Source organism: Arthrobacter sp. MMS18-M83, assembly GCF_026683955.1.
In the GTDB taxonomy this organism is placed as follows: Bacteria; Actinomycetota; Actinomycetes; order Actinomycetales; family Micrococcaceae; genus Arthrobacter.
The window spans coordinates 496,192-520,495 of sequence record NZ_CP113343.1; the positions used below are offsets into that span (position 1 = coordinate 496,192).

20 protein-coding genes and 1 pseudogene are annotated in these 24,304 nt (G+C 63.2%); 9 read left to right on the forward strand and 12 right to left on the reverse strand.

Annotated elements, in window-relative coordinates:
* Positions 1-121: 121 nt before the first annotated feature.
* Genes OW521_RS02380 through OW521_RS02390 form a run of 3 tightly spaced genes read right to left on the reverse strand, consistent with a single transcriptional unit; the run spans position 122 to position 3,105 of the window.
* On the reverse strand, positions 122-1,561 hold the full coding sequence (locus OW521_RS02380) for an amidohydrolase (protein ID WP_268022620.1): 1,440 nt from the start codon (positions 1,559-1,561) through the stop codon (positions 122-124).
* Positions 1,562-1,606: 45 nt separating this feature from the next.
* Entirely contained in the window at positions 1,607-2,353 is a 747-nt protein-coding gene (locus OW521_RS02385; protein ID WP_268022621.1) for a hypothetical protein, read from the reverse strand.
* Between the two features lie 29 nt (positions 2,354-2,382).
* Positions 2,383-3,105 carry a DUF5058 family protein gene (locus OW521_RS02390; protein WP_268022622.1) on the reverse strand — a complete coding sequence of 241 codons (723 nt, stop codon included), beginning with the start codon at positions 3,103-3,105 and terminating at the stop codon, positions 2,383-2,385.
* 142 nt (positions 3,106-3,247) lie between these two features.
* Here OW521_RS02390 and OW521_RS02395 point away from each other — a divergent pair, with 142 nt between their 5' ends.
* The 4 genes from OW521_RS02395 to OW521_RS24300 all read left to right on the forward strand — a co-directional run bounded on the left by OW521_RS02395 (position 3,248) and on the right by OW521_RS24300 (position 5,789).
* A complete protein-coding gene (locus OW521_RS02395; protein WP_268022623.1) occupies positions 3,248-4,276 on the forward strand; it encodes an Lrp/AsnC family transcriptional regulator in 1,029 nt (342 codons plus the stop codon).
* 532 nt (positions 4,277-4,808) lie between these two features.
* Positions 4,809-5,033, forward strand: coding sequence for a hypothetical protein (locus tag OW521_RS02400; RefSeq protein WP_268022625.1), 225 nt, complete (start codon positions 4,809-4,811; stop codon positions 5,031-5,033).
* Complete coding sequence (locus tag OW521_RS02405; RefSeq protein ID WP_268022627.1) at positions 5,020-5,358, forward strand: site-specific integrase; 339 nt, start codon at positions 5,020-5,022, stop codon at positions 5,356-5,358. The genes OW521_RS02400 and OW521_RS02405 overlap by 14 nt, the downstream gene beginning before the upstream one ends.
* Positions 5,359-5,402: 44 nt before the next feature.
* Positions 5,403-5,789 carry a tyrosine-type recombinase/integrase gene (locus OW521_RS24300; protein ID WP_442781293.1) on the forward strand — a complete coding sequence of 129 codons (387 nt, stop codon included), beginning with the start codon at positions 5,403-5,405 and terminating at the stop codon, positions 5,787-5,789.
* A gap of 111 nt (positions 5,790-5,900) precedes the next feature.
* On the opposite strand, the pseudogene OW521_RS24305 reads toward OW521_RS24300, so the two are convergent.
* Positions 5,901-6,092 (reverse strand): annotated as a pseudogene (locus OW521_RS24305) (transposase); the annotation flags it as partial.
* A gap of 177 nt (positions 6,093-6,269) precedes the next feature.
* Positions 6,270-7,499, reverse strand: coding sequence for an IS110 family transposase (locus tag OW521_RS02415; RefSeq protein ID WP_268026109.1), 1,230 nt, complete (start codon positions 7,497-7,499; stop codon positions 6,270-6,272).
* Positions 7,500-7,968: 469 nt separating this feature from the next.
* On the opposite strand from OW521_RS02415, the gene OW521_RS02420 reads away from it, so the two are divergent.
* The 5 genes from OW521_RS02420 (at position 7,969) to OW521_RS02440 (ending at position 15,553) form a co-directional block, all read left to right on the forward strand.
* A complete protein-coding gene (locus OW521_RS02420) occupies positions 7,969-9,015 on the forward strand; it encodes a tyrosine-type recombinase/integrase (protein ID WP_268025690.1) in 1,047 nt (348 codons plus the stop codon).
* Complete coding sequence (locus OW521_RS02425; RefSeq protein WP_268020851.1) at positions 9,016-9,351, forward strand: helix-turn-helix domain-containing protein; 336 nt, start codon at positions 9,016-9,018, stop codon at positions 9,349-9,351.
* Positions 9,352-9,416: 65 nt separating this feature from the next.
* Positions 9,417-10,793 carry a hypothetical protein gene (locus OW521_RS02430; protein ID WP_268020850.1) on the forward strand — a complete coding sequence of 459 codons (1,377 nt, stop codon included), beginning with the start codon at positions 9,417-9,419 and terminating at the stop codon, positions 10,791-10,793.
* Between the two features lie 627 nt (positions 10,794-11,420).
* Entirely contained in the window at positions 11,421-14,972 is a 3,552-nt protein-coding gene (mobF, locus tag OW521_RS02435) for a MobF family relaxase (protein WP_268022629.1), read from the forward strand.
* Between the two features lie 20 nt (positions 14,973-14,992).
* Positions 14,993-15,553, forward strand: coding sequence for a hypothetical protein (locus OW521_RS02440; RefSeq protein WP_268022631.1), 561 nt, complete (start codon positions 14,993-14,995; stop codon positions 15,551-15,553).
* Positions 15,554-15,811: 258 nt separating this feature from the next.
* Here OW521_RS02440 and OW521_RS02445 read toward each other — a convergent pair whose 3' ends face one another.
* From OW521_RS02445 to OW521_RS02475, 7 genes are all read right to left on the reverse strand, one after another.
* Entirely contained in the window at positions 15,812-16,879 is a 1,068-nt protein-coding gene (locus tag OW521_RS02445) for a DUF3761 domain-containing protein (RefSeq protein WP_268022633.1), read from the reverse strand.
* A gap of 367 nt (positions 16,880-17,246) precedes the next feature.
* On the reverse strand, positions 17,247-17,759 hold the full coding sequence (locus tag OW521_RS02450; protein WP_268022635.1) for a single-stranded DNA-binding protein: 513 nt from the start codon (positions 17,757-17,759) through the stop codon (positions 17,247-17,249).
* 54 nt (positions 17,760-17,813) lie between these two features.
* The gene (locus OW521_RS02455) at positions 17,814-18,986 is read right to left on the reverse strand and encodes an ArdC-like ssDNA-binding domain-containing protein (RefSeq protein ID WP_268022637.1); all 1,173 of its coding nucleotides are present in this window, start codon (positions 18,984-18,986) and stop codon (positions 17,814-17,816) included.
* 78 nt (positions 18,987-19,064) lie between these two features.
* Positions 19,065-19,574 (reverse strand): hypothetical protein, encoded by a 510-nt coding sequence (locus tag OW521_RS02460; RefSeq protein WP_268022639.1) that lies wholly within the window; start codon positions 19,572-19,574, stop codon positions 19,065-19,067.
* The gene (locus OW521_RS02465; RefSeq protein ID WP_268022641.1) at positions 19,561-21,378 is read right to left on the reverse strand and encodes a type IV secretory system conjugative DNA transfer family protein; all 1,818 of its coding nucleotides are present in this window, start codon (positions 21,376-21,378) and stop codon (positions 19,561-19,563) included. The genes OW521_RS02460 and OW521_RS02465 overlap by 14 nt, the downstream gene beginning before the upstream one ends.
* On the reverse strand, positions 21,378-22,838 hold the full coding sequence (locus OW521_RS02470; RefSeq protein WP_268022643.1) for an ATP-binding protein: 1,461 nt from the start codon (positions 22,836-22,838) through the stop codon (positions 21,378-21,380). The genes OW521_RS02465 and OW521_RS02470 overlap by 1 nt, the downstream gene beginning before the upstream one ends.
* Complete coding sequence (locus OW521_RS02475; protein ID WP_326494047.1) at positions 22,835-24,265, reverse strand: SCO6880 family protein; 1,431 nt, start codon at positions 24,263-24,265, stop codon at positions 22,835-22,837. The genes OW521_RS02470 and OW521_RS02475 overlap by 4 nt, the downstream gene beginning before the upstream one ends.
* Positions 24,266-24,304 lie beyond the last annotated feature (39 nt).

Genomic DNA, 24,304 nt, shown 5'->3' on the forward strand with positions numbered 1-24,304 from the left:
CTTACTTGTTATTCCGGGTGGACCGACGTTGGCCCATTATCGGGGTTGTTCTTATGGACAGGTTTGAGAGGTGGCGCCAGGTCCTGGTCGGCTGAGTCATCCAGCCCGAGCAGCTTGAGCCTCAGGCGTTAGCCAGCGCCCGCAGCGGGGGAGCGACCGTGCCCTCCGGGATGGGGCACAAGTATGGGGTACGGGCCGTACGTTCGGTGAACTCGTTTTGAGCCTGGGCCAATGCTTCGGGTGAGAGGAACAGCGTCAAAGCGGTTCCTGCCATAATCTTTGCCGCATGGATGAGGCCCTTGTGGGCGGCGGGGAGTTTGCCCTGCGCCACCGTTTGCCACGCATGGAACGGGGTGCCCACGGCACAGGTCGCGGAGTACATCTGCACAGTGGGGGCGATCCAGCTCACATCACCGACATCCGTGGAGGCAGTGACGATCCGTCGCGGGGAAGTGAACGACGGTGCAGGGAGCCCATCGTGCAGCGACTTCCCGGAGAGGGGGTCCATGCCGACAGCTTCCTTCTGAACCTGAATCTCGCGGGGTTCAAGGCTGGAGGCAATCACGGCGCCTCTCCTCTGATCCTCTGCGTCGAAGGGCACCGGGCCCACTTCTCGGACTACGTCGTACTGGAGCAGCTCCAGGGCGTCATTGTGCAGGATCTCCGAGCAGGCTCCGTCGAACTCTACGGTGAGCTCTGTGTCAGTCATCAAGGCTGCTCCTTGGGCGATTCGAAGTACACGTGCGTAGAGGTCGCGCATCTGTTCACCTTCCGGGGCGCGAACGATGTAGTAAACCGAGGCGTTGGCCTGGACCACGTTGGGGGAATGCCCGCCGCTGTCGGTGATGGCGTAGTGGATCCGCGCTGCATCCGGCATATGCTCGCGAAGGAAGTTCACGCCCACGTTCAGCAGTTCCACAGCATCGAGAGCGCTGCGTCCCAAGTGTGGCGAGACGCCGGCGTGGGCCGCGAGTCCCTTGAAGTGGAAGTACGCCTGGGTGTACGCGAGCGTCGAGTGCTGCCGGAACTTGGTGGCTGTGCCGGGGTGCCAGGAGATGGCCGCGTCGATTCCCTCGAAGGCTCCGCCCGCGACCATGTAGGTCTTGCCGGCAGCCGCTTCCTCGGCAGGGCAGCCGTAGAAGCGGACCCGGCCCGGCAGATTGTTCTCCTTCAGGTAGTTCGCAGTGGCGACTGCGGCCAGAAGGGAACCGGCGCCGAGGAGGTTGTGCCCGCAGCCCTGACCGTTCCCTGTTTGGTTTGCGTCGTCGGGTTCCGGAACCGCCGAACCCGAGGATTGGCTCAGGCCAGCGAGGGCATCATATTCCCCGAGGAACGCAATCACCGGGCCTCCCGTGCCCGCCTCAGCGGTGAACGCCGTGGGGATGCCTCCCACACCCCGCGTGATTTCCAGGCCGTGCTGCTGGGCAAGGGCCGTTAGCTTGTCCACGGACTTGTATTCCTCCCAGCGGAGCTCGGGCTCGTCCCAGATGGAATCGGAGGCCGCGATGAACTCGGGTGATAGCTCCTCCACTTGCCTGATGATGTCGCCGATGTGGGTCATATTGTTCCAATCTGTGAGATCGTTACCGCTGCTGGCCAGCCGGAGCTAGTGGCTGCTCTTCATCAATTCAGTGCTGTCGGATCTCTGGGGCTTGTTTCTGTAGATGACCATGGTGACGGCGACGGTTAGGACAACGCCGAAGAGCGGCACGTAGGGGGAGAACAATGGAAAGTGGTCCAGCAGCCCGAAGACAACGAGGCAGCCAACTGCCGCGCCGGCAATGAGTATGGGGTAGTTCTTCAGGTTTGTGAGCACTGCCTGGACTATGAATGCGCCCAGGATGGCCGGCACGACGAACGTGCTGACGGTGGAGAGCAAGGCGGGCGGCAAAACGCTGACGAGCAAGGTGCCGAAGATCCCCACAACTACGATGAGTGAGATCACGTGGACGATCGCCGCCGCGCAGATGGCGATCACTGCCGTCAACTGGGCCTTGGGCGTACCGGTCTTGGCGCCGATCCGGTTCTGGGCTGTTAGGACGGCTGGCAGCAGTTTGGTCGAGACGTTGCCGATCAGGAACGCCTGATACATGGAGGCGGGTCCGAGGATGGGGAAATAGGAGACAGGCTCCACGACCCACAGCACGCCCACCGCGATGGCGAGTGCGACGAATGCTACGAGTACCTGCTCGATTCGAACCTCAAATCCCCCGAAGATGGCGAGGAGCACCGGTCCGACAAACATGGACGCCATACCGGCGACCAAGGTGACGGGTCCCCAAAAGGACGTGGTTCGGTTGAATGCGGCCAGCGGTACCGCGATTGGGGGCGCCTCAGAGGCATCGATCTTCATAATTTTCGTTCCGTTCAGCGGTGGGTCGGTCAGCGGGTGAAGTACGCGGCAGCGATGGCCGCAATAATGGCCAGTCCGAGCGCCCATTCCAGGAACGCCGGTTTGTTGAACCTGCGGGCGACAAAGGTGCAGAGACCCATGACCCCGGCGGAAACAAGGAACACCATCAGGCTGGGACCTGAATGTGCAACTTCCTTGATACTCATGGTGAAGAAGACACCCACCAGGGCAGCAGTCGGAAGGAGCGCAGCCAAGGCCGAGGACTTGCGTTTCTTGGCGGATGTTGCCGTCCCGAGCCCCCGCTTCATGATTGGCGTGATGATGAGCGCAGTGAGCATCCAGCCGCAGGCACCGAGCGAAAGGACAATCAGAACCGTCACCAGAACCTCGGGGGTAAAGGTCTGGCCGCCCAGCTTGGCTCCCATCGTTTCTGCGCTGATCTTGGCGCCCACGGCGTCGAAGGCAGCGGAACCCACGAGACCGAAGCGCGCCATGGTGCTTGGAGCGCCGAAGATCGCCAGGAGGGCCATTGCCACGAGGCAGACCGCCAGCGAGGGACCTACAGCAGCCAAGCCTCCGGTGCGGAATGCTGTCCGGAAGTCTGTTGAGGTCATTTCGGCTTCGGGTGCGGCCCGGCGGGCGGCTTTGAGGTAGATGACGCATTGAGCGATGATGACGGCGAAGACCGCTGCCGCGCCGATCCACAGCACCGGCATCACGGCGACCTGTGAGGTCGTAGGAGCTTCATTCATAGTGGGACCTGTTCCAGAGTGGATTTCACAGCGGGAGATTCTCTCCCGATGACCGCGACGACGAGTGCGATGCCCAAGAGACTAGGGAAAGGGGATATCCGATGTGTAAAATTGCAGCAATTGTGGAAAAGAAGCACCAGGGATGAATGAATCTATGCTCGATGATCTAGATCACAGAATAATTAGTGCCCTCCAGATTGACCCCCGTATACCTTGGTCATCACTTGTGCCCGTGCTGGGTGTTGACGCCGTCACGCTCGGCCGCCGCTGGCGGAAGATGACGGAGGAGGGGGTGGTCTGGACGACGGGGCTCCCGGTGAACTTGCATCAGAGAATCGGCGCTATCCTCATCGTCAAGTGCAACCCGAGACATGTCACTGGCGTGGTGAGCGCCTTTTCGCGTATGCCGCAGGCGATGACCATTGATATAGGCATGGGAAATCTGGAGTTGGTGGTTACTGTCGTTGAACGGAGCGAGGAGCGTCTGGCAGGCTTCCTGTTCGATGTGGCACGGACTACTCGGCATGTTCGTTCGGTTCAAACTCATCTGTTGACCAATCCATGGAAGCACGGAGAGCAGTGGCGGCTCGGAGCGCTGACCCCTGAAGAGGTTAAGTCCATCCCCCCGGCGAAAACGGCCAGAAAGCGGGCCGCAAAATCGATCTCGCCCGAGCTGGAGAATGCCGTCTACCAGGCGCTTGGGCCCGACGCCCGGACACCGGCCACCCGGGTGGCTGAATTGGGGGGCGTCTCGGTCCAGCGCGCCCAGGACGCGATTGATGTCATGCGCAACCGCGGCCAGATCCAACTCCGCACGGATCTGGACAGGGCGTTTTCCGGCTGGCCGGTCCACCTCTGGTACTTCATGGACGTCCCGCCGGCAATGCTGGAAAAAGTGGGCACGGCTGTGTCAACCATGCAGGAGGTCCGTTTCGTCTCCTCCGTGGCAGGAAGCTACAACCTCATCTTCTCCGCCTGGATGCGACGGTTGGCTCAGGCACATACCTTCGAGCGCCTCCTGGATCAAAAGTTTCAAAACGTAGCGGTTGGCAGGCGGTCAATCATCCTCAAGACACCCAAACACTTGGGTCACCTATTCGACGACAACGGCCGGTGTACCGACACGTTTGTGCCGATGCCAACCTCAAAGATCGCCGACTTGGCTCCGTAGATACACTCCATCCGGCCTGGATTAATGGGACCTGCGCACGCAAGGCACCCCGCCAGGGGTTCGCCCGGGCTGGGTGCACTGTTGAGAGGGCAGGGTCAGGCCGCCGCGTCCTCGAGCGAGTTGGGGGCACGGCTGCGGCGTATGGTTGCACTCGTGATGGTCAGCATGAAGGTGAGGACCGGGGGAACTGCGGCCAAGAATGGGTGCTCGTGCGTTTGGCAGGTGTGTTTGGGCCGCGCGGCTCGTTTATCCGCAGGGGCGTGCCTCGAGGCAAACGTGCCGCGTTCTGACAGCCCACCTTCGGTGGCAACAGGACCACCGGCCCGGAGCGATCCATCCGCCTTCCCAGAGCATCCCTGGGATGACATACCGCAAGGAACGAGCACGATGCCGGACACAAAGCCGAAACCGTGCATCCCACAGGTGTTTGTGCAGTCCCTAAGTAGCGGCAGAGCGCACGAAAAGACACCCCAGCCGCTAATTGAATTACAAAGGTAACAAGGGCGTCCACCACCTCGTGTGGTGGACGCCCTTGCCGACCGATCCGCTTGTCATTGTCAATGGTGAACATCCAGGTTGGTGTTGCCGTGACCCGGAAGCACTGGTCACCTATCTGAGTCTGCATCTTGGGCGCAGCAACCCCGAAGAAACCTGGTACTACTTCCACCTTGCCGCCGATTTCCGCCCCGACCTGCGCAGGCTCGCCAACACGGACCTCGAATCTATTCTCCCGGAGGCATCTCGTGACATCCGATGACTTCTTGCGTCTCGTCCGCACCTGGTTGACCGTCCACCTTCCCCGATCACGAAGGGGCAGTCCGCACACCATCCGCCCCTACAAGACCGCGCTGAACATGTTGCTCGCCTATCTCCGCGAAACACGGCACCTGGAGCTTGCCGAGGTCACCTTCGACGCCATCAACCACACCACCACCATCGCCGGGTTCACCACCCGGCTGCTTAATACCAAGCACATGGCAGCCTCCTCAGCGAACCAACGGCCGGCCGCGATCAAGTCCTTCCTCTCCTACCGCGCCGCAGAGGACCCGGCACTCGTCGCGATCTGGCTGGACGTCAAATAAGTCCGGCCAGCACACGCACCGGTCCATGCCCCGACGCACTGACCATGCCCGCCGTCGAGGCGCTGATCCGAGCGCCAGGACAACATACCGGCCGTGGTCTGAGAGACACCACGATCATCCTGCTAATCTTCGATGCTGCCACGCGCGTCCAGGAAATCCTCGACCTGACACCTGCAGACATCGATACCACCCCCGGCCGCGGCCGCGTGACACTCACGGGGAAGGGCCGGAAGACCAGAACGATTCCCATCATGGACAATACCTGCCGCCACCTCGACCAATACCTGAACGCGTTCCACCCCGGCACGCCCGAACCGGACGTGTGCCTTGCGTCGGGTGCTGCTTTCATGGATTCGTTGGAGGTGGTGTGCGCCCAGGTCTTCGAAAACGGTCCCGTTGGTGAGCATGTACCAGATCGCCGTGATCAGTGAGTGCTCGACCGCTACCAGTGCTCTCATCGGTCCCCTGCTTGAGGTGAGCCTCTTGTAGCGGGCCTGGAAATAGGTGCCGTCGGTGCGTGATGCTGCCATCGCGGCTATGCCGAGGGCGGCTTTGAGATGGGAGTTTCCGGGCCGGGCGTGACTGGATTTCACTTTTCCGGCGGACTCGTGCCCCGGACACACTCCAGTCCACGATGCCAGCTGGGCCGGGGTGGGGAACTGTTTCATGTCGGCCCCGGTTTCAGCGATGATGATCTCGGCAATCCTCCGGCGCACCCAAGAACCCCGCGTCATACACTTCTACGGGCTCACCCGCACCAAAGTGAATAGACGTCGCCAAGCGGCACCACAATTCTCATCCCTCGGCCCGCGGAAGGAACTTCCGCATCAGTTACAGACCCGTGAATAACCCGATCAGGGCGTAGGTGACCCTCCGGAGGTGTGGCTCCGGGCAAATAGGTGGTCTGGATGTCAGGCGGCCGGGTCTATGACGACGGTGTGCCCGAGCCGTTCGAGTTGGGTGACCAAGCGCCGGGTTTGGGCCTGATCGTAGCGGCGGTGCATCCACTCCGGTCCTAGGTCCCGGTAGGGCTCGTTGCGGCTGAGCATGTAATAGGCGCTGTCCAGGATTGAATGCGCGGCCGCGACCTGTGCCCGTTTGGCGCCGCGGCGGGAAGCGATCCGGGCCTGCTGCGCCGAGAGGTAGGTGTTTTTACTGCGTGCCGCCGACGCGGCCGCCTCGACCAGTGCCGAGGTGAGCCACTTGTTTCCGTGCCTCGCACCAGCCGGAGTCCTGCGCCCAGCCGACTCGTGGATCGCCGGCGCGACACCTGCCCACGCCGCCAAGTGCGCCGCCGACGGGAACCGCGACATGTCACCGCCTGTTTCGGCGATGATGACCTGCGCGACTTTCAGCCCCACCCCCGGAATCGTCTGCAGCAACTCAACCTGATGGGCCCACGGACGTGAAGCGTCCGCAATGGCCGCATCAAGTGTCGCCAACGCGGCCTCGACCCGGTCAAGGCGACCCAGCATCGCCGCAGCCAGCCGGGCATGATCGGCATCGAAGTGGCCCGTCAACGCCTCGATCAGGTCAGGGATCTTGGACCGCATCTTTCCCTTCGCCAGTTGCGCCAAAACCTCCGGATCAGCTTCCCCGGCGATCAGCCCCGCGAGCATGGCGCGTGCGGAGACGGTGGTCACGGATGAGGCCACCGAGGAGATCTTGATGCTGGCATCTTCGAGCATCTTCTCCAACCGGTCGGCGTCCCTGGTCCGGTCTCCCATCAACTGCACCCGGTAACGCGTCAGCAGGCGCAGATGGCGGATCGGCGGAGGCGGCACGAACGAAGGCCGGAGCAGGCCATGCTCGAGCAATTGTGCTATCCACTCAGAGTCTTTGACGTCAGTTTTGCGGCCCGGAACCGCCTTCAAATGAGCGGCGTTGAGCAGCCAGCACTCCATCCGCTCTTCCAAGGCGTAAAACACAGGCTTCCAGTACGTGCTCGTGGACTCCATTGCCGCCAGCGTCACCCCCTGCCCGACCAGCCAATCCCTCATCAGCTCTAGCGAGCGCGTCATTGTCCGAAACGTGCGCGTCTCGCCGTGACGACCACCGTCCGGCCGGGGCGTGCGCACGCACACAGTCACCGATTTCTTCCCGATGTCCAGCCCGGCGACGCGTTCGAACATCACGTCCATCAGAATCACCCACCCTTTGAAGCGAGAATCAATATCAGCGCCGCTTGGAGGATCCTCTGATCAGGAAACAGACCCACGTGCTCTACGGCAACAATCCGGCTCACCCACGGACCCCGCGTCATACACGTCTACGGGCTCACCCGCACCAATGTGAATAGACGTCACCAAGCGGCACCACAATTCTCACCCCTCGGCCCGCGGAAGATACTCCCGCATGAGCTACACCTCTGGCATCCAAGGCGTGACTCACGCCTATAGACGGAAAAGTGACAGCCCAGCACCGGGGCCTGGGGTCTATTCTCTTATGTCCTGGTGCGGGGCCCGCGCGGTGATAGGCCTTCCTCGATCATGGTAACTTAAAGGTGACATCGTAAGATTTACGTATACACCATTGGGGGTAGGAGTGACCGAGGCTCCGGGATCGGCGCGGTTGATCCTCGTGGACGGAATCACCCACCTTGACGAGGAAATGGCCGTGTTCGAGGCGATGCTGACCGGGTGGGAGCGGCAGCAGAAGTCCCGCTTGCTGGCAGATACGACGATTGCTCCCCGGATGGCGTTGCTGCGGCGGTTCACGGAATTTTCCGGCTCCTATCCGTGGGAGTGGACCGCCGGCGATCTCGAGGATTTCACGGTCTCGCTGATGTCCGGCAGCGCCCGCCTGGCCCCCTCGACGATTCGCGGCTACCACTTCACCTTGCGGCTGTTTTGTGACTATCTGATCGACGGGCGCTACGGGTGGATCCAAGCATGCGCGGACCGGTTCGAGCAGATCCCCTCCCAGGTATGTCATGACTTCAATACCGTCGCGCATCTGCATGACTACGAAGGCCGGCCGGAACGGCGTCCGTTCACCTATGACGAGCTGCAGCACCTGTTCGATTTCCTGGACACCCGGGTGGAGCAGGTGGCACGCTCGGGCCGCAAGGGCGCATTGGCCGCGTTACGGGATGCGCAGATGATCAAAACGACCTACGCGTTCGGGTTGCGCCGCAACGAGTTGTGTCAGCTCGATGTTGCGGACCTGCGGCCGAATCCGCACATGCCGCACTGGGGAACCTACGGGTCCATCCACGTCCGCCACGGCAAATCGTCCAAGGGCGGGACCCCGAAGCGACGCACGGTGCTGGCCGTTCCCGAGTTCGATTGGGCGATCGAGGGTCTCAAGCAGTGGGTCGAGCAGGGCCGCCCGATCGTGCGCCCGAGGAACCATGCCGCGCTCTGGGTGAGCGAGCGGCTGAGCCGGGTCTCGGCCAAGCACCTGGACAAACGGTTCAGCCGGCTCCGTGCCGAGGCAGGCCTGGATGAGGCGCTGACGCTGCATTGCCTGCGGCACTCCTACGTGACGCATCTGATCGAGTTTGGCTACCCGGAACGCTTCGTCCAGGAACAGGTCGGCCATTCCTATGCCTCGACCACCGCGATCTACACCTCGGTCAGCAACGATTTCAAAAACAAGGCCCTCCAGGCCGCATTGAAACGCGTTTACACCCCGACCCCGACAAAGGAGCCGTAGATGGCACGGAAACTGAGCATGCAATGGAACCTGCGCCAGCTCATGGCCGCCAAGGGCCTGTTCCAGACCAGCGACCTGATCCCGCTGCTGGAAGAACGGGACGTCCACCTGAGCAGGCAATACGTCCACCGGTTGGTGACCAAGCCCCCGCAACGGGTCAACATCGAGCTGCTCGCCGCGCTCTGCGACATCCTCGGATGCACCGCCGCTGACCTGCTCGAGTTCCGCATCGAGGAAGTCCGCGAGTTGCGCCACGTCGCCGGCGAGGCCGGGCCCGGCATCGGTGAGCTCCGACCGATCCGGGCGAGGATCCGCAGGCCCCACGAGCCACAGTGACCGGCCCCGCACGGACGCCCGCCCCGTGTTCGCGATGCGGTATCAACCGGCCCGCGGCCATCAGCGTGCAAGGCAAAAACATCTGCCAGGGCTGCCGCACCCGGCTGCAACGCAACCCCGGGCCGTGCCCGGGCTGCCAGCAACACCGGGTGCTCGCGTTCCACGACCGGCAGAAGAGGCAGATCTGCGCCGGCTGTGCCGGAGAAAAGCCCACCTACTCCTGCCAGCGCTGCGGCCGGGAGGACAACTGCTACGGGCGCAACTGCGGCCCCTGCACGCTCGCCGAGCGTGCCACCGAGCTGCTCACCGACCCGGACACCGCCCAGATCCACCAGCAACTGCAGCCGGTGTTCAACGCGCTCATGACCGTGGACCGCCCGCAGACCACGCTCTACTGGTTCCGCCGCTCCGAAGGACCCCTAATCCTGCACCGGATGGCGACCGGCGAACTGCAGATCAGCCACAAAACGTTCCAACTGCTGCCCTCGAACAAGACCACCAACTACCTGCGCGACTTCCTCACCGCGCTCGGGGTCCTCCCCCACTACGAGGCCAGGATCGAGCGGATGCTGCCCTGGCTTGAGGACCAGCTGGACACCATCCCGAAAGCCGATGCGGACATCGTCCGGCGGTTCGCCCAATGGCGTGTCCTGCGCCACCTGCGGCAAAAGGCCGCGCGCGATGAACTCACCAAATCCATGGTCCTGCAAGGCCGTGCGCAGATCAAAGGTGCGGCCCGATTCCTGGACTGGCTGACCCGCCACGACACCACGCTCACCGGCATGGGCCAGGCCGATCTGGAACGCTACCTGATCACCCACCCAGGCAGCGAAACATCACAGCATGCCTTCATCGGCTGGGTCCGTACCAGCGGCATCAACACCAGCCTGCGTATCCCCAAGCAGCCCCGGCGCTTTTCCTCCGTCACGATGAGCGAGGAAGAACGGTGGGGCCACGTCCAGACCCTGCTCCACGACCAAACGATGCGCCATTACACCCGCATCGGCGGCCTGTTCATGCTCCTGTTCGCCCAGCCCCTGACCACGATCTGCCGCATGCACGCGGACCAAGTCACCCTCACCGACGACGGCCAGGTCACCGTCACGTTCGAGCGCACGCCGATTCTCATGCCCGAACCCCTCGACCGGATCATCATCGAGCACATGAACCGGCGCGGCCAGGCCTCCTACGCCAGCCGGAACAGCCGCTGGCTCTTTCCGGGCGGGATCCCGGGCAACCACCTGGCCACCGAAAACATCCGCGGACAACTCGTTGACCGCGGCATCAAACCCTACAACTCCCGCAAAGCAGCCCTGTTCCAACTCGCCGCCGAAATCCCGACGCCCATCCTGGCAGAGCTGCTCGGCATCTCCACGACCACCGCCCTCCGCTGGGCCGCACTCTCCTCCCGGAACTGGAACGCCTACATCGCGCAACGCTGAACTCGACCCAGCAGAATACGACCCCTCCGCCAGTACGCCGTGAGTAACAGCTCACGGGATGTCATGTAGCAGTTGTATCCAGCGTTGATGAACCGACGTGAGTAGAAAAGCTTGCGTCGAATGTCTTGAAGGCTTCGAGCCGTCTCGCGCCTCTCAACGGTTCTGCACGAGCCGGTGCGCCAACAGGCAACGTGACCGTCGACGGCGACACCGGATGCGGGGTGCAAGGGTCCAGCTGGCGACCAGCAAAGGCGCCGAAACGGAGTGCGTTTCGACGCTCACCACCCTCCAACCTGCCGCGAGCCAAGATTACGACGAACTCATCAATATCTACCTAAAGCGCATCGACACAGTTGAAACAGCCCTCCGATCCCAGTCTTCAGAACTCGAGTGCCTCGAAGAGCAGAACGCAGCACAACACGACCGCATCAGACTCCTCCAAAGCGAGCTTGCCCGCCTCAAACGCGCCCAACGAACGAATATCCAGGATCTGGCGCACGTCGCCGCCCGATTGGTTGCCGTCTCACACGCACAACGCGTCGCACTAGACCGCGCAACGTTGGACATCCTTCGCCGTCGCGGATGGAAACCAGCCCGTAAGCAATCCCCCGTCCCCCGGCCATGACCATGTCGATCGCCCGGCTCTCCGCACAGTCCGGCCTAAAGTACCTGTTCAAGACAACGATGATGGACGACGTCTCTCCCACTCCCAGGGACGCAACCACCTACTACTTGAAGGCCGGGACACCGCAAGGCCGCTGGCTCGGCTCCGGACTGGACGGCATCGGCCGAAGAACCGGTGACCTCGTCACGGAAACCGACGCGAAGGCCGTTTTCGACGACGTCATCAACCCGGATACCGGCGCTCCGTTGGGCCGGGCACATGGCCAACCCAGCATCGTCCAAAACAGTAGTGGGCAAACCGTTACTCGCCGCGCTGTTGCCGGATTTGACCTCACGTTCAGCGTCCCCAAGTCCGTGTCCGTGCTCTGGGCGCTGAGCCCGCGGACCCTCCAGGACCAGATCCTTCAAACCCACCATGACGCCGTCACTGCCACCCTAGAATGGTTGGAAGAGTCCGTCATCCACACCCGCGCGGGCCGCAACGGCGTCGCCCGCATCGGCACTCGCGGGGCCATCGCGGCCGCGTTTGACCATTGGGAGTCACGTTCCGGGGATCCGCAGCTGCACACGCATCTAGTCATGGCCAACCGCGTCCAGCGGATCACCGACGGCTCCTGGGTCACCATCGACTCCAGGACCCTCTACAAGACCGCCGTCGCAGCCAGCGAACACTACAACGGCCTGCTCTTCGACGCCCTCCACCGCAGCCTCGGGACCGACACCGACATCCGTCAGCCCACCGCAGCCACGCACAACCCCAGCCCGCAGCTCACGGGTGTCCACGACGCCCTGATCCGTGAATTCTCCCACCGCTCCCGCCTCATCGAGGCGGAAACCGACCGCCTCGTCGCCGAATGGACCACAATTCACGGCACTCCCCCGACCGCGACAACCACCATCAAACTCCGCCAACAGGCAACCCTCTCCACCCGCACCCCCAAACCGGACGCCATCGCGCCCCTGCATGAGCTGTCCGCCCAGTGGCGGGCACGCGCAGCGGCCAAGGGCTTCGAGCCCCGCTTCGTGCTGGCCAACACCATCCGGAGGTCACGGACCAATCCTTTCCGCTCGTCAGACTTCACCGCCGAGTGGGTGGACGCCGTCGCGTCGCTGACCAGGGAACAGGTTGCGGCGAAGCGCGCCACCTGGAACCGATGGAACCTCCTCGCCGAGGCCGAACGGGTCTGCGTCGCGATCCGCTGCCACACACCGGAGGATCGCAACGCCCTGATCGACGCCGTCGCTGACTCCGCCGAGGCCCAATCGGTCCCCCTCAACGAGTACCGCTACAGCGTCCCCGCGGACGCGCAGCCGGATCTCCGCCTCGGCAAGCAGAGCATCTTCGACTTCCACGGGTCACGTCTCTACACAGACGCGACCACTCTTGCCTGCGAGGAAGCCGTCATGGGGGCAAGGAACGACGACGGCGGCCCCGTTATCCGCGCAACCCTCGCCATGGAGGTACTCGCCGGATACAACCACCACGGTCGGTTCGGACTGCATGAGGACCAGCGGACCGCCGCGATCAAGGTGCTGCTGAGCGGGAACCGGCTCGACGCTGTCGTCGGTCCGGCCGGCACAGGCAAGACCACCACCCTCGGCGCAATCAAGGCAGCGTGGGAAGCAGAATTCGGACCCGGAAGCGTTGTCGGCCTCGCTCCCGCGGCGGCGAGCGCCGAGGTCCTGGGACGGGAACTCGCCGTGCTCACCGAGAACGTCAGCAAGTGGCTCTACGAGTCTGTCGGCGAGGGAGCCAGCCACAGGGCTGAGCGCTTCCTCGCGACCGAGGCGCGCCTGGGCAATTCAGTGGCTCCAAGCACCCTCCTAGCGCAGGAAGCTACCCGGCTGGCCGCAGAGCAAAATCAGTGGCGGTTCCATCGGAACCAGTTGGTTGTCGTCGATGAAGCCTCGATGGTGTCCACCGTTCAGCTTTCGGCCCTTGTGCACCAGGCCCGGGATGCCGGAGCCAAGGTCCTATTGGTGGGCGATCCCGGGCAACTGGACGCGATCGACGCCGGCGGCGTCCTCGGCTGGCTGGACCGACAAGGCAAAACCAGCCGGTTGAGCACCATCTGGCGCTTCGAACACGTCTGGGAACGCGAGGCTTCGTTGAAACTCCGCAGAGGGGACATCGCTGCGATCACTGACTACGACCAGCATCAGCGCATTCGGCACGGCGCTTATCTGGACATGGTCGACCAGGCCTACCTGAACTGGCAAGCCGACATCCTGGCCGGAAGGTCGTCCATCCTCATCGCAGCGGACAACGACACCGTCGGCATGCTCAACGAACGCGCCCAGGCAGACCGCGTGATCCAGGGTCATGTGGACGCCGAACATGCGGTACTTCTGGGCGACGGGATGCGTGCCGGGCGCGGTGACACGATCATCGCGCGCCGCAACGACCGCACCATTGACGACAGCAATGGCGACTTCATCCGCAACGGCACCCTGCTCGACGTCGTACGTGTCGGCAGGCGCGACGGCTCCCTTACCGCGGTCCGCAGGGACACCGGCGCCACCGTCATGCTGCACCGGGACTATGTTGAGTCTGCAGTGGAGCTGGGATACGCGACGACCGCCCACCGCTCCCAAGGGCTCACGGTGGAGGCCGGCCACAGCGTCGTCACACGGGGCCGCCTCACGCGAGAGCTTCTGTACGTGAGCATGACCCGGGGACGCATGGGAAACTACGCCTATGTCTGCGACGCTGACCCTACCGACGCCGAGCCTCTTGATCCCCCATTGCATGCGTCGTGGCGAGAGATCCTGGGAGAAGTGCTCGCTGCCGAAGGAGCCGAACGGACCGCTCACGAAGTCCGCGACGCCGAACAGCTCAGCGCCGACAGCTTGGAACGGCTCAGCGCCGAATACGACTACCTCGCACAAATCGCATCCGCCGAAGACCTGACTAAATTCCTCCAGGTGCACAGCCCCGGCAATGTTGGCGAACTCCAGCAATCCGCTTCGTGGGGCGCGACCGTCGCAGCGTGGCGCCGATCCACAGAAATCAGCCGATCAACTGCTCGGCGGATCGTTGCAAATGCGTTGGAGACAAGCACGAGAGCGAAAGACGCCACTGCCGTCATCCATGCCCGGCTCCGTAACTTCGTGGCAGGAATGCCCGAACCTGAACCTGCCCTTATCCCAGACCCGGTTCAAGCTGATCGGCCCGATCTCGCCAACATGCTCGGGCAGGTGACGGAACGGATCAACCATAGGGCCGATGAGGTTAACAGAAGAGCACTCATTACGGAACCCGAATGGAAGCGAAACCTCCTCGAGATTCTGCAGGCGGCAGGCGTGGACGACATACTCCACGTGGTTGGCAGAGTCGCTGTCTACCGAGACAGATGGGGCATCGAAAACTCGCCGCTTCCGCTCGGACCTATTCCAGTCGACTACGAGTGGGAACAGAAATCGCAGTACGAGAACATTCGGCGCTCAATTGACCAGGCGAGGTTCAGCTCCGTCGCGCACCACCAGCCTGGTCCGTGGGTGGAGGACTCGGTTTCCCGAGGGGCCAGCCTTATCAATGTCGGTTGGCAACTCTAAACTGGTCGGGAAGGCATGCCATGATCTCGAACCCAGTCATCAAGCCGAAGGTTGCGACGCCCGCTCTGATTCTCGCCAGTGCGGTGGTGGCACTCTGCGCCGAATACCTTCCTGGAAGGTTGGCGGCCGGTTGGCAACTTGATCCGGCCTATGTGCTTGGCTGGGCTGCTGTACTCAGCGCCGCCGTCATCGTCGGCAGAGTATGGATGATACGGTCCAGTCGCCGTCGTACGTGGATTCTGGAAGCCGATGCAAAATGGCGTCACCTCGAGGATGCGAAGCGAACACACGGCACGACCGCAGAAATCACAGTCCTCAGCGTCGACGCCCTCGAACCCACCGGCTCGTGGATCACAATCAATTGGAACCGCTTCGGTCACGTTCAGAGTGCATGGCTCGAAGCCCTGGCAGAACCCATCTGGGCAGGGTCCGTTCTGTTGATATCACCGGATCCAACCCAGATCAGGCCTGGTTCGCCATGGCCGGCCCTGTACTACGTACGGGCTTCGAATTTTCTTGCCTGGGCCCCCATAGCGAAACTCTCTCAAGATCGGATATCGGACCGGGCGGTAAATCGGTGAGCTTCAAGTAGCCAGAATCCCTTTTGCGCCCAGCTAAATTGATCGGAAGGCTTCTCGCCGGATCGGCTGGCTCTTGGCGCTCCCAATTAGAGTCCCTTGATCCTGTCCATCCTTTGCCGCCATTTCCGAAGCCCGTGTCCGCCGAGGCGTCACGGCGTCCAGGATCCGCCCCACTCACGACGGCGCATGGTGGCGCCCGACGCCGCAGGCAGTTGCGCAAGCGGCGTCGGGCGTTCCAGCCATAGCCGACATGGGACGTTATTTGTACCAGATGGCCACGCCTCCGTGGTGCGAGCACGTTCCGCTGTGGTTCGCGGAGAAGGACAGCGTGCCGTCGTTGCACAGTGCGGTCGCACCCCCGCCAGGAACCGGAACCGGAGCCGGAGCAGGGGCAGGAGCAGGAGCCGCCGGCGGTGCGGGCACTGGTGCCGCAGGAACTACCGGGGCCGGCGCTGCGGGCACCGGTGCAGGTACGGGAGCCTGCACTGGTGCTTCCGGTGCAGGTGCGGCGTCCTGTGCCGGGGCGGAAGGGGTGGGTTCAGGTGTTGCCGGTGGCTTCTGGTTGGTGGGGGCTGTCTCGTTCGGGCAGTCACCCAGGACGCGTGCCATGGCGTCGTGTTCGGCTTGGGTGACCCACAGGTTGTAGGTGGCCTTGACGGAGATCTGCCGGGCGACGTAATCGCAGCGGAAGCTCTTGTTCGGGTCGCGATTGAGGATGTCGTTGCGGGTGTCGCAGCCGTTGCGGTCGACATCGGCCCAGGCCTGGCCGAACTGGTCCCTGTCATACCCGGTCATCGGTGCCCGGCCCTTCACCGGCAGGGTAGCCAGCAGATCTACGGCTTTGGTGGAATAGCCCGGCTGGGATTTGGGCGCCGTGTAGCTGGCCGATCTGGACAGCTCGGTCACGCTGTCCGGATCCAGCGGTGTTCCTGTCTCGGTTACCGTCGGGGTAGGGGTCGGGCTGGAACTCGGGGAAGCTGCCGTTCCCGCGAGTTTCTGGCTGTCGGCGCTGGTCGGAGACGCTTGAAGGCCGTCGTTCGGCTTCGCCGGTGTAAGTGCGCCGCCGGAAATGAGGAGCACGAGCGCACCAGTCAGGACGATAGCCCCGGCTTTGCGGTCCCCGGGCACCATCGCCCAGGAACGCCGGCCCGTCACAACGACATAGAGACCTGTCAGGAAAGAGAAAATTCCGGCCATAATCAGGACCCCGCCGATCCCGGACCCGAAGGCGGCAGGAACAAGGAAAAAGAGCAGGAGGATGCCCACGACAATCGTGGACACGGGCAGCCGGAACCGGCGCTTTCCCGGTGGCGTGTGATTCGTCAAGACAAGATCCCCATTCAAATATCAAGCGGCGCATCTCGGCGCCGTCCGCCGGCGCTGCGGTTAGCGCTAACGGGGATTCTAGGTATTTGAATTACAAGGTTGTAATTCCCTTTGGATTATTACGTTCCGCGTTGGGCAGCGGTGGTCATGCACTAGTGGCCCATTGGCCTCAGTCTGGCCGGCGGATCTTACGGAACTGGCACCTTCGTTGAGAAGGCCACGACCGTTCTTCGCCCGGTTCAACCTGCCAATTCCCACGTCGGAACTCAACATTGCTGAGACCGGACACATTTCCTCGGCTCTCAAAACAAGCAACAAAGGTGTTCCCGCGCCCGGTCCCATCACCAATCCAGACGAGTTGCCCGTGCTAGTAGCTCATCTCACTCCCCTGTGCTGCCCCAAAAGGGGGCACCACCACCGGGCTCTTAGTCGCAATGTTGTACACGGGCGAGGCGGCTTCCGCTGAAGCCGACGCCTGCAGATCTGCCCCAATGCCAGCATCCGGCCCAGCAACGGCAGTGTGCGCCGATCGCTGATAGATAGCGGTGCCGAAGCGCAGGTCCGGGCCGATCGTGTCGGCCACGATGCGGCGCGCCTCTCGCTTCTCACCGTCCTTCTCGTAGGAGCGGAATTCGAGGTCGCCCGCCACAGTAACGGGATCGCCCTTTTTCAGTGAGTTCGATGCATTCTCAGCCAGAGCGCGGAAAGCCGAGACGTTGTGGAAGACAGGTTCGCCGTCTTGCCAGGTCCCGTCGGCTCCCTGGATTCGCTGGTTCACGGCGACGCGGAGCTTGGCGTGGGCCACTCCGGACTCGCCATAGGTGAGCTCAGGGTTGGCGACGAGGTTGCCGGCGATGCTGATTGGGATTTTGGTGCTCATTGTTTTTTCCTTTCCGGTCCCGGCAGGACTCTCCCGCCGGACAGATGGCTTGAGTCAGATTCCAGGGCCCGCGATTGTGGGCCCGTCTACGGACGCCGCGGGCTGCCCCACGCCGATGTAGGACACCGTCTGGTTGAGCCGAGGATCGGCTTCAACGGCGGGAACCTTGCCCCCGAAGCCAGGTGGATGGGTGACTTCGAGGATCCCCTGCGATGCTGCTGTGACTCGTCCGAGGACGGACTTCGCAATGTCAACGCGGGAGGCAGGAAGTTTGCGGTGGTCCTCGTCCTCCGCCAAAACACCACTTTCGGTCTCGATGACGGCATCTGCCCATCCGGCTAGGTAGGAGGCCGATTGTGGTCCGCGGTCGATCCCGTGAGCCCGCAGCACTGTGTAGGCGACAGACTCGGCTTCGACTTCGGCCAGCCCGCGGTGATCGGCACTGCTGCCGTAAAGCCGCCCGACGGCGTCGTCCGGGCCGTGGAGCAGCACGTGCCCGAGCTCGTGGGCGAGCACCGCGGTGCGCTCCTCGGTGCTCAGCCACGCTCCAACTTGGACCCGGTGTTTGGCGAAATCCGTGTAGCCGCTGGTGAGTCCGTATTGGGCGGCGTCGATGTGGACTTCGAAGCCGTGCCGGTGAGCGACCTCTGCCAACGATCCGAAAAGCTTTGAGGCGTCAACGCCGGGCCCGGCGCCGTCCCGCGGCACGAGCAGCGGAGTCCCTTGGGTTTGCGAGACATCAAAGACTGCCTGTCCGCGCCACCCGGTGATGACCGTCTTCTTTCCGTCGTCGACGGCGCCACGGGGAACCTTCTCTCCGACCGGTATCCGCTGCCGGGTTCCATCGGGAAGCGTGAATTCCTGGATGCGTGCTGTGCGCGGCGCAATCACCCACAGGGCGTGCTCACCCTTCAGCACTGCGCGGCCGTGGCGTTCCCATTCCCTGTACCCCGCGACGAGCGTGGGCTCTTCCGTACCGCGCTGTGCCATCTGCATCATGAGGAGGGCCACGTTCCCACCGGAGTATCGCCACAGCGTGGCCGAAGCGTCCAGCAGTACCTGCCAGTGGGAAGGTGATTCAACGGCTTGTTCCAGGATCGTGTGGAGGCCCTCCGTCAGGACGGAGATGCGTTCCCCCGGTGTCATCCGCGACTGGCCCAAAGCCACCAAGGCGGCCGCAGGATCCTGCGCCTCGGAGCGCGATGCGCCCTCACCTCTAGGAGCCACGACAGCCACCTCCATGCTTCTTGGAATCCGTAAACACGGATATCTGTTCATGTCCTCAGATGCGCGGACGGCATGACTTCAGAATTCGGCCCCGAGCTGATGGTGAGCTGCCTGCCACGCGATGAACTCTGGCCCATCCACCGTGAGGATTCTTGGAGTGGGTTCTTTGTGCGCCTGCAGGCCAACGCAGCCGGCCGTTCGGGTCTGGGTTCTGAGGCGTTCGACGGCGTGTGGGAGCCGCTCGTGAAAGGCCAACGGTCCGAAGCCAGCATCGTCGGCGGTGTAGGACGCCTGTTCTGCCTGCTGCAGGGCGTAGAGCTCGGCGACAATCTCTTGGTGCTTCCACCAGCAATCGGGCACCACTGACGTCGTCAGCTGATAGGTGGCCACCAGCCATCTCACCCAGTCTGCGAGCGCGGCCCAGACGCTTTCGGCCTGCTGAGGACTCATGTCCCGCCAGCGATAGGTCGTGCCCTGCGAACCGTTCGGGGCTCGGAAGGCCGAGCGGAACAGCTCGGCTGTCAGCTCGTCGTCGTCAGCTCCGGCCGAAGGGATGTCAAAGTGTTCGACGTCGTCATAGTTCCCCATCGCTGGTTCCTTCGGCTATTTGCTGTCGCAGCTTGTGCGCCTCGGTGAGGGCCCGTTCGGTCTCTGCCTTGGAGCGTCCAAGTTCGGCCGCGTCCTTGCGCTTGTGCCATTCGCGTAGGTCCAACAGGATCGGTCTGGTACGCCGGCCAAGCATGAGGGCCGTGCCGGCCGGCAAGCGGCGGATCTCATCGAGTGCGATGACCGGACTCTCCCGGATCTGCTCACCGTCCTGACGGCCTTGCGACGACCACGATCGGGTCGTCAGCGTGAGGCTCCGTTCCCCCAACAGCCCGGCGAGCGAACGGAGGTCACGTTCGTCGGAGCCGCCGCCGAAGATCACCTTGATGATGGCCGAGTCCCAGATAGTGGCGGCCTCATCAATGGACCACCCAGTCCGGGCCTGGGACAGCGACTGCAGCACGACGAGCGTTGAGATGCCGATTCCGCCGCCGTCCGAAAGGGCAATGGGCAAGCCGGGCCAGGGAGCAAGGTTGGCAATCTCGTCGAGGATCAAAGACAACGGTGGATCGAGCCGACCGCCCGGCGAGACGAATGCCATTTCCCGGGCGGCGTAGTCGATGTCGTCTATCAGCGCCGACAGATAAGGACCTGCCGCTGCGGCTCCTGCTCGCGTGCCGATCAGATAGAGCGTTCCGCGATCACGGATGAAGCTCTTCGGATCGAATTCCTCCGACTCGTCCTGAGGGTCCAGCGCAGCCAGGACTTTGGGCGAGGACAGCGGAGCCACGGCCGCCGAAACACCAATCCAGGAGTTGGATGTGTTCCTCGGGTCGTCTTCGAGGATTCCCATGAGGTCGGCCTGCCACCCAAGTGCAGCCCCCGGGCGGCTGAGAACTTCCAGAGCCTCACGGGCGAGCACCGGACTTGAGGACCAGCGCCGAAATGCGCGGACACCTTCGCCGCTCAATGCCGCCGCGTGGAGAAGGCACTGCAGGACTATCAAGGAGCGCTTCTGCCACGCCGCGTTATCACCCTTCATCTCCGTATCAGCGGTGATGACCAAGGCCCGGCGTGTGGCGATATCCGGATCCTGGCAGCCACGTACCGGAGACCAACGCAGCGTGGATGGCAGCCCCGACATTCCCTGCGGATCGAACACGGTCACAGGCCTGTCCCCCGTGGCGCGGGCTTTCATCGTGACCACGAGATTGTCGGCCCGGGTGGACGTCGTCACCACGGCGCCGGGCGCGTCCAGAATGGCATTGATCACCACGTAGAGTCCCTTACCCGAACGAGGTGCCCCCTGGATCACCATCGATTCTTCTGTTGAGACGTGAATCGTGATGCCGCGTGAGCGGCCGAGCGTCCAGGCCACGTCCTGAACAGTCGGGTTGCGCACTGCGGGACGGGTGAACTTCCCGCGCCTCCGAACCGCCCTGGCCCCGAAGTCATGCAGAATCTCGGAGCGGCGCGCGATGCCATCCCGGTTCAAGATCTCTTGCCGCAGCCAAGCCCCCGATTGCTCCCATCTTCGCCAAGCCGCGACCCCACTTAAAGCGAGCGCGGCGACCGCGACCAGTACCGGGGCGACCAACCACCAAACATCGCCCGTGCCGACGTCGCAGTCGGGAGTTCGGCGCACGATCCAATCGATCCGGCCAGTGAAGAGCCCGACGGCGGCCGCCGGGTTTGGGGGCGACGGCGGTGTGGCGCCGCACCGCCAAATGACGACGAGACGGGCTGCTCCCTGAACCAGGAAAGAAAGGCTGACGAAGCCAGAGAGCGTGACGAGTCCGGCGGTGGTGAGGGGGCCGGTGTTTCCTGCGCGCGGGTGCGTGAACATCAGATCATCCGGTCGTCGGTGCCGAAGACTTCCAGCTCGTCGGTGGTGACACGGTTGGCAACGATGAAGGAGCGGTTTCCGACTTTCCAGAGCCCTACGCCCTTGGGAAGGTTCTCCACGTGTTCGCATTCGGCTTCCGTTAGGCCGAGGGCTTCCTTGGTCAGGCGCATGGCGTCGTGCTTCTGGCGGTAAATGATCCGGGTGTCGGCCTCGGTGAGGAGCCCAAGGGCTTTCTGGCGGTGTCCGCTGGTGCTGTCACCGATCTCGTTGAGATCGGCCACCTTATGCATGATGAGCAGGTTCGCGATCCCGTAGGTGCGCGCTAGTCGCCACTGCTCGCTCATTTTGGCCAGCATGTAGGGATCGGCAAGCATCCGCCAACCCTCGTCGTAAACCACTAGCCGCTTGCCGCCATCGGGATTGGTGACCGCCGCCTCCAGCCAGGTCGCCCCACACGCGGCGGCGAGTGACAGCGCCTGCTCAGAAGCGCCAATCAGCGCCGATGTATCCATCACCATCATCGGCGCATCGGCGTCGAAGGCGACGGTGGAAGGAGCATCAAACATGCCCTCCAAGTCGCCTGACACCGTTCGCCGCAGCGAGTGGCTGACAGCCGTTCCGCCGTCCCTGCCGACGAGCCCGATCGTTTCCTTCGACGGGTTCAGCAGATGATCCAGGACCATGGGCAGCGTCGGGTTCGAGTTCTGCGCCACCGTCTCCATCAGCGCCATATCCAGCGCTGTGTGCTCCACAGGCCGGAGCGGCATCCCCTGCCGCATGAGCGACACCAAAGCCACCAGAAGATAGCGACGGCGCTGGCGGACCACGGCCTGCCACTGCGCCTCACTCAGCGCGCTGGAACGCGGACCCGCATCGAGGGGGTTCACGCGGGCTGAGCGGCCGGGGCCGACAGAAATGACTTTTCCACCAACAGCTTTTGCCACGGCAACCCATTCACCCTTGGGGTCAGAGGCTACAGCGGCCTTCCGCCCCAGCGTGATCGACCGGGCCACCAAGGATTTGCCGCACATGGACTTACCTGTGCCGACGGTGCCGATGACAACGATCGACGGGCCGCTGATGACGCCCTTGTCATAGAGAATCCACGGATCGTAGGAAAAGGCTCCGGATCCGAAGACGTCCGTGCCGATGTACGTTCCCTCGTGGCCCAGACCCGATTCCGTGATGAACGGATAGGCCGCAGCAAACGTCAGCGTGGAAGCGCGGTGCGGTGCCGGACGCAGCCGGTGCGGACCGCGCAAAGAGTTTGGTTCCCTACTTCCCCAGTCCCCACCGTGTTCGGTACCTTCCAGTCGGCCGTCGAGCCTCTCTCCGAAGCTCTGGAAGGCAGACAACCATGGTCCGCTCTCCCCCGCTCCGTCGTGCCGTCGTCGTTCCTTCCTTTGCCGGCGGTTCCCGCCCGACGGGAGGTATTGAACATTTTGGATGGTCCGCTTCATCGGAGCCCCCTCCCGAGCGGAAGGGCACCGGCAACGAACGCCGCCCATTGCTGCCCGGCCAGCAACCGCAATTCAACGAAGGCCCCTGCAGCCGCCGATTCAAGCTCCTGCCTGTGTCTCGCCAGATCCTCGAGCGTCGCTGCCGTAATCGTGACGTATGCAGCGGGCCGCACGTCACCGTGGCCTGCGACGATCTCTTCCTCCCGCTGGGCCACCTCCTCTTCTTCCGCCTTTTGCTCACGCGTGAGGGGCCTGTCGAACCTTGTGTTGATTCGACGCCGCGTTTCATGGGCTTCCTGGGCCGAGCGGATATCCCGCAGTGCCTCGGTTGTGGGCACTGCTCGGATCACTTCAGTCACCGTATGGCGGAAATCTCCCACGTAGATCAGTGGATGCAGGAAGCCCGGAAAGACCTTCTGCCGCGGCCACTCGGCGATCCAGAACGTTTGATGAAACCCGGAGTCGGTGCGCACATAGGTCCAGTGCTCCTCAACGGCCATAGGCCCCGACGGCAGTTTGGAATCCGAATCACTTTCAGGGTCAGGGTGCGCGCCAACTGGCGCCGGCCGCCGAACGGGAGCGGCGACTGCTGCCGGGTCGAAGGCACCGCGCAGGACGTCAAGGATTTCGCCCTCGGGGAGCCACTCCTCGACCTTGACGTTGTGTGTTCCCACTGCGGTGGTCATGGCCTCCACCTCCAGCCGGAGCACACGTTCAACGCCCACCAGTCCCCCGCCGGACTCCTTGATCCGCCGTCGGGCCTTGGCAGTGTCCACAACAAGAGTCAGAAGCAGATCGTGGCTCATCGCCGACCCAGCTGCGGAAATCAGATCCTCATACGAACGCTCGCCCCAGGTCAGTTCTCGTGTGTCTTCAATCCGGTGCAGTACGGCGTGTTCGTAGAAGTCACGCAGCGCCTGCGACGGATACGGCACCGTGTAGTCCTGGACAGCGATTCTCGCGACGGTGCTGCGCTGGGCCATCCCTGCCTGAACTCGGGACCAGGCCTGCACAACCCAGGCCTTGTCGTCCGTGTCCAAGAGCGCAAACGACCTTGTGCTGCACCGCAGTACCGCGATGGCCTCCTTGCCCCGGGCGTCAATGATGAAGGACTCGCCCCGCGAGGTTCGACGCAGCTCGAGGTTTCCCAATCCGCCCGGGAGTGCCAGACTGCCCGCAAGGACAGCCCGCTCGGGCCGGACGAGAAAGCGAGTCTGACTGACTAACGATCGATGGAAGAACAGGACAGCATGACTGGCCCATACCGGATAGGGAATACGTGAGTACTGCAGCAATCCGAGCAGCATTAGCCCGAGCCACATCGGTCCCGATGCGAATAATCCGACCGGTCCGTTAGTGGCCGACGCCACACTCGCCACAAGGGCGCCGCCCCCTAACAGGAGCAACTGATACCACTTCAAGCCCATGAACAAGCCGCGACGTTCGTAACGAGGAAACTTAACAGC

Excerpts from the sequence above, each read along its gene's own strand:
- OW521_RS02460 (WP_268022639.1), bottom strand. The coding sequence starts at position 19,574 with ATGGGGAACTATGACGACGTCGAACACTTTGACATCCCTTCGGCCGGA.
- mobF (WP_268022629.1), top strand. The coding sequence starts at position 11,421 with ATGTCGATCGCCCGGCTCTCCGCACAGTCCGGCCTAAAGTACCTGTTC.
- OW521_RS02465 (WP_268022641.1), bottom strand. The coding sequence starts at position 21,378 with ATGTTCACGCACCCGCGCGCAGGAAACACCGGCCCCCTCACCACCGCC.
- OW521_RS02425 (WP_268020851.1), top strand. The coding sequence starts at position 9,016 with ATGGCACGGAAACTGAGCATGCAATGGAACCTGCGCCAGCTCATGGCC.
- OW521_RS02380 (WP_268022620.1), bottom strand. The coding sequence starts at position 1,561 with ATGACCCACATCGGCGACATCATCAGGCAAGTGGAGGAGCTATCACCC.
- OW521_RS02450 (WP_268022635.1), bottom strand. The coding sequence starts at position 17,759 with ATGAGCACCAAAATCCCAATCAGCATCGCCGGCAACCTCGTCGCCAAC.
- OW521_RS02475 (WP_326494047.1), bottom strand. The coding sequence starts at position 24,265 with ATGGGCTTGAAGTGGTATCAGTTGCTCCTGTTAGGGGGCGGCGCCCTT.
- OW521_RS24300 (WP_442781293.1), top strand. The coding sequence starts at position 5,403 with ATGCCCGCCGTCGAGGCGCTGATCCGAGCGCCAGGACAACATACCGGC.
- OW521_RS02440 (WP_268022631.1), top strand. The coding sequence starts at position 14,993 with ATGATCTCGAACCCAGTCATCAAGCCGAAGGTTGCGACGCCCGCTCTG.
- OW521_RS02385 (WP_268022621.1), bottom strand. The coding sequence starts at position 2,353 with ATGAAGATCGATGCCTCTGAGGCGCCCCCAATCGCGGTACCGCTGGCC.
- OW521_RS02395 (WP_268022623.1), top strand. The coding sequence starts at position 3,248 with ATGAATGAATCTATGCTCGATGATCTAGATCACAGAATAATTAGTGCC.
- OW521_RS02415 (WP_268026109.1), bottom strand. The coding sequence starts at position 7,499 with ATGGACGTGATGTTCGAACGCGTCGCCGGGCTGGACATCGGGAAGAAA.
- OW521_RS02420 (WP_268025690.1), top strand. The coding sequence starts at position 7,969 with ATGGCCGTGTTCGAGGCGATGCTGACCGGGTGGGAGCGGCAGCAGAAG.
- OW521_RS02390 (WP_268022622.1), bottom strand. The coding sequence starts at position 3,105 with ATGAATGAAGCTCCTACGACCTCACAGGTCGCCGTGATGCCGGTGCTG.
- OW521_RS02470 (WP_268022643.1), bottom strand. The coding sequence starts at position 22,838 with ATGAAGCGGACCATCCAAAATGTTCAATACCTCCCGTCGGGCGGGAAC.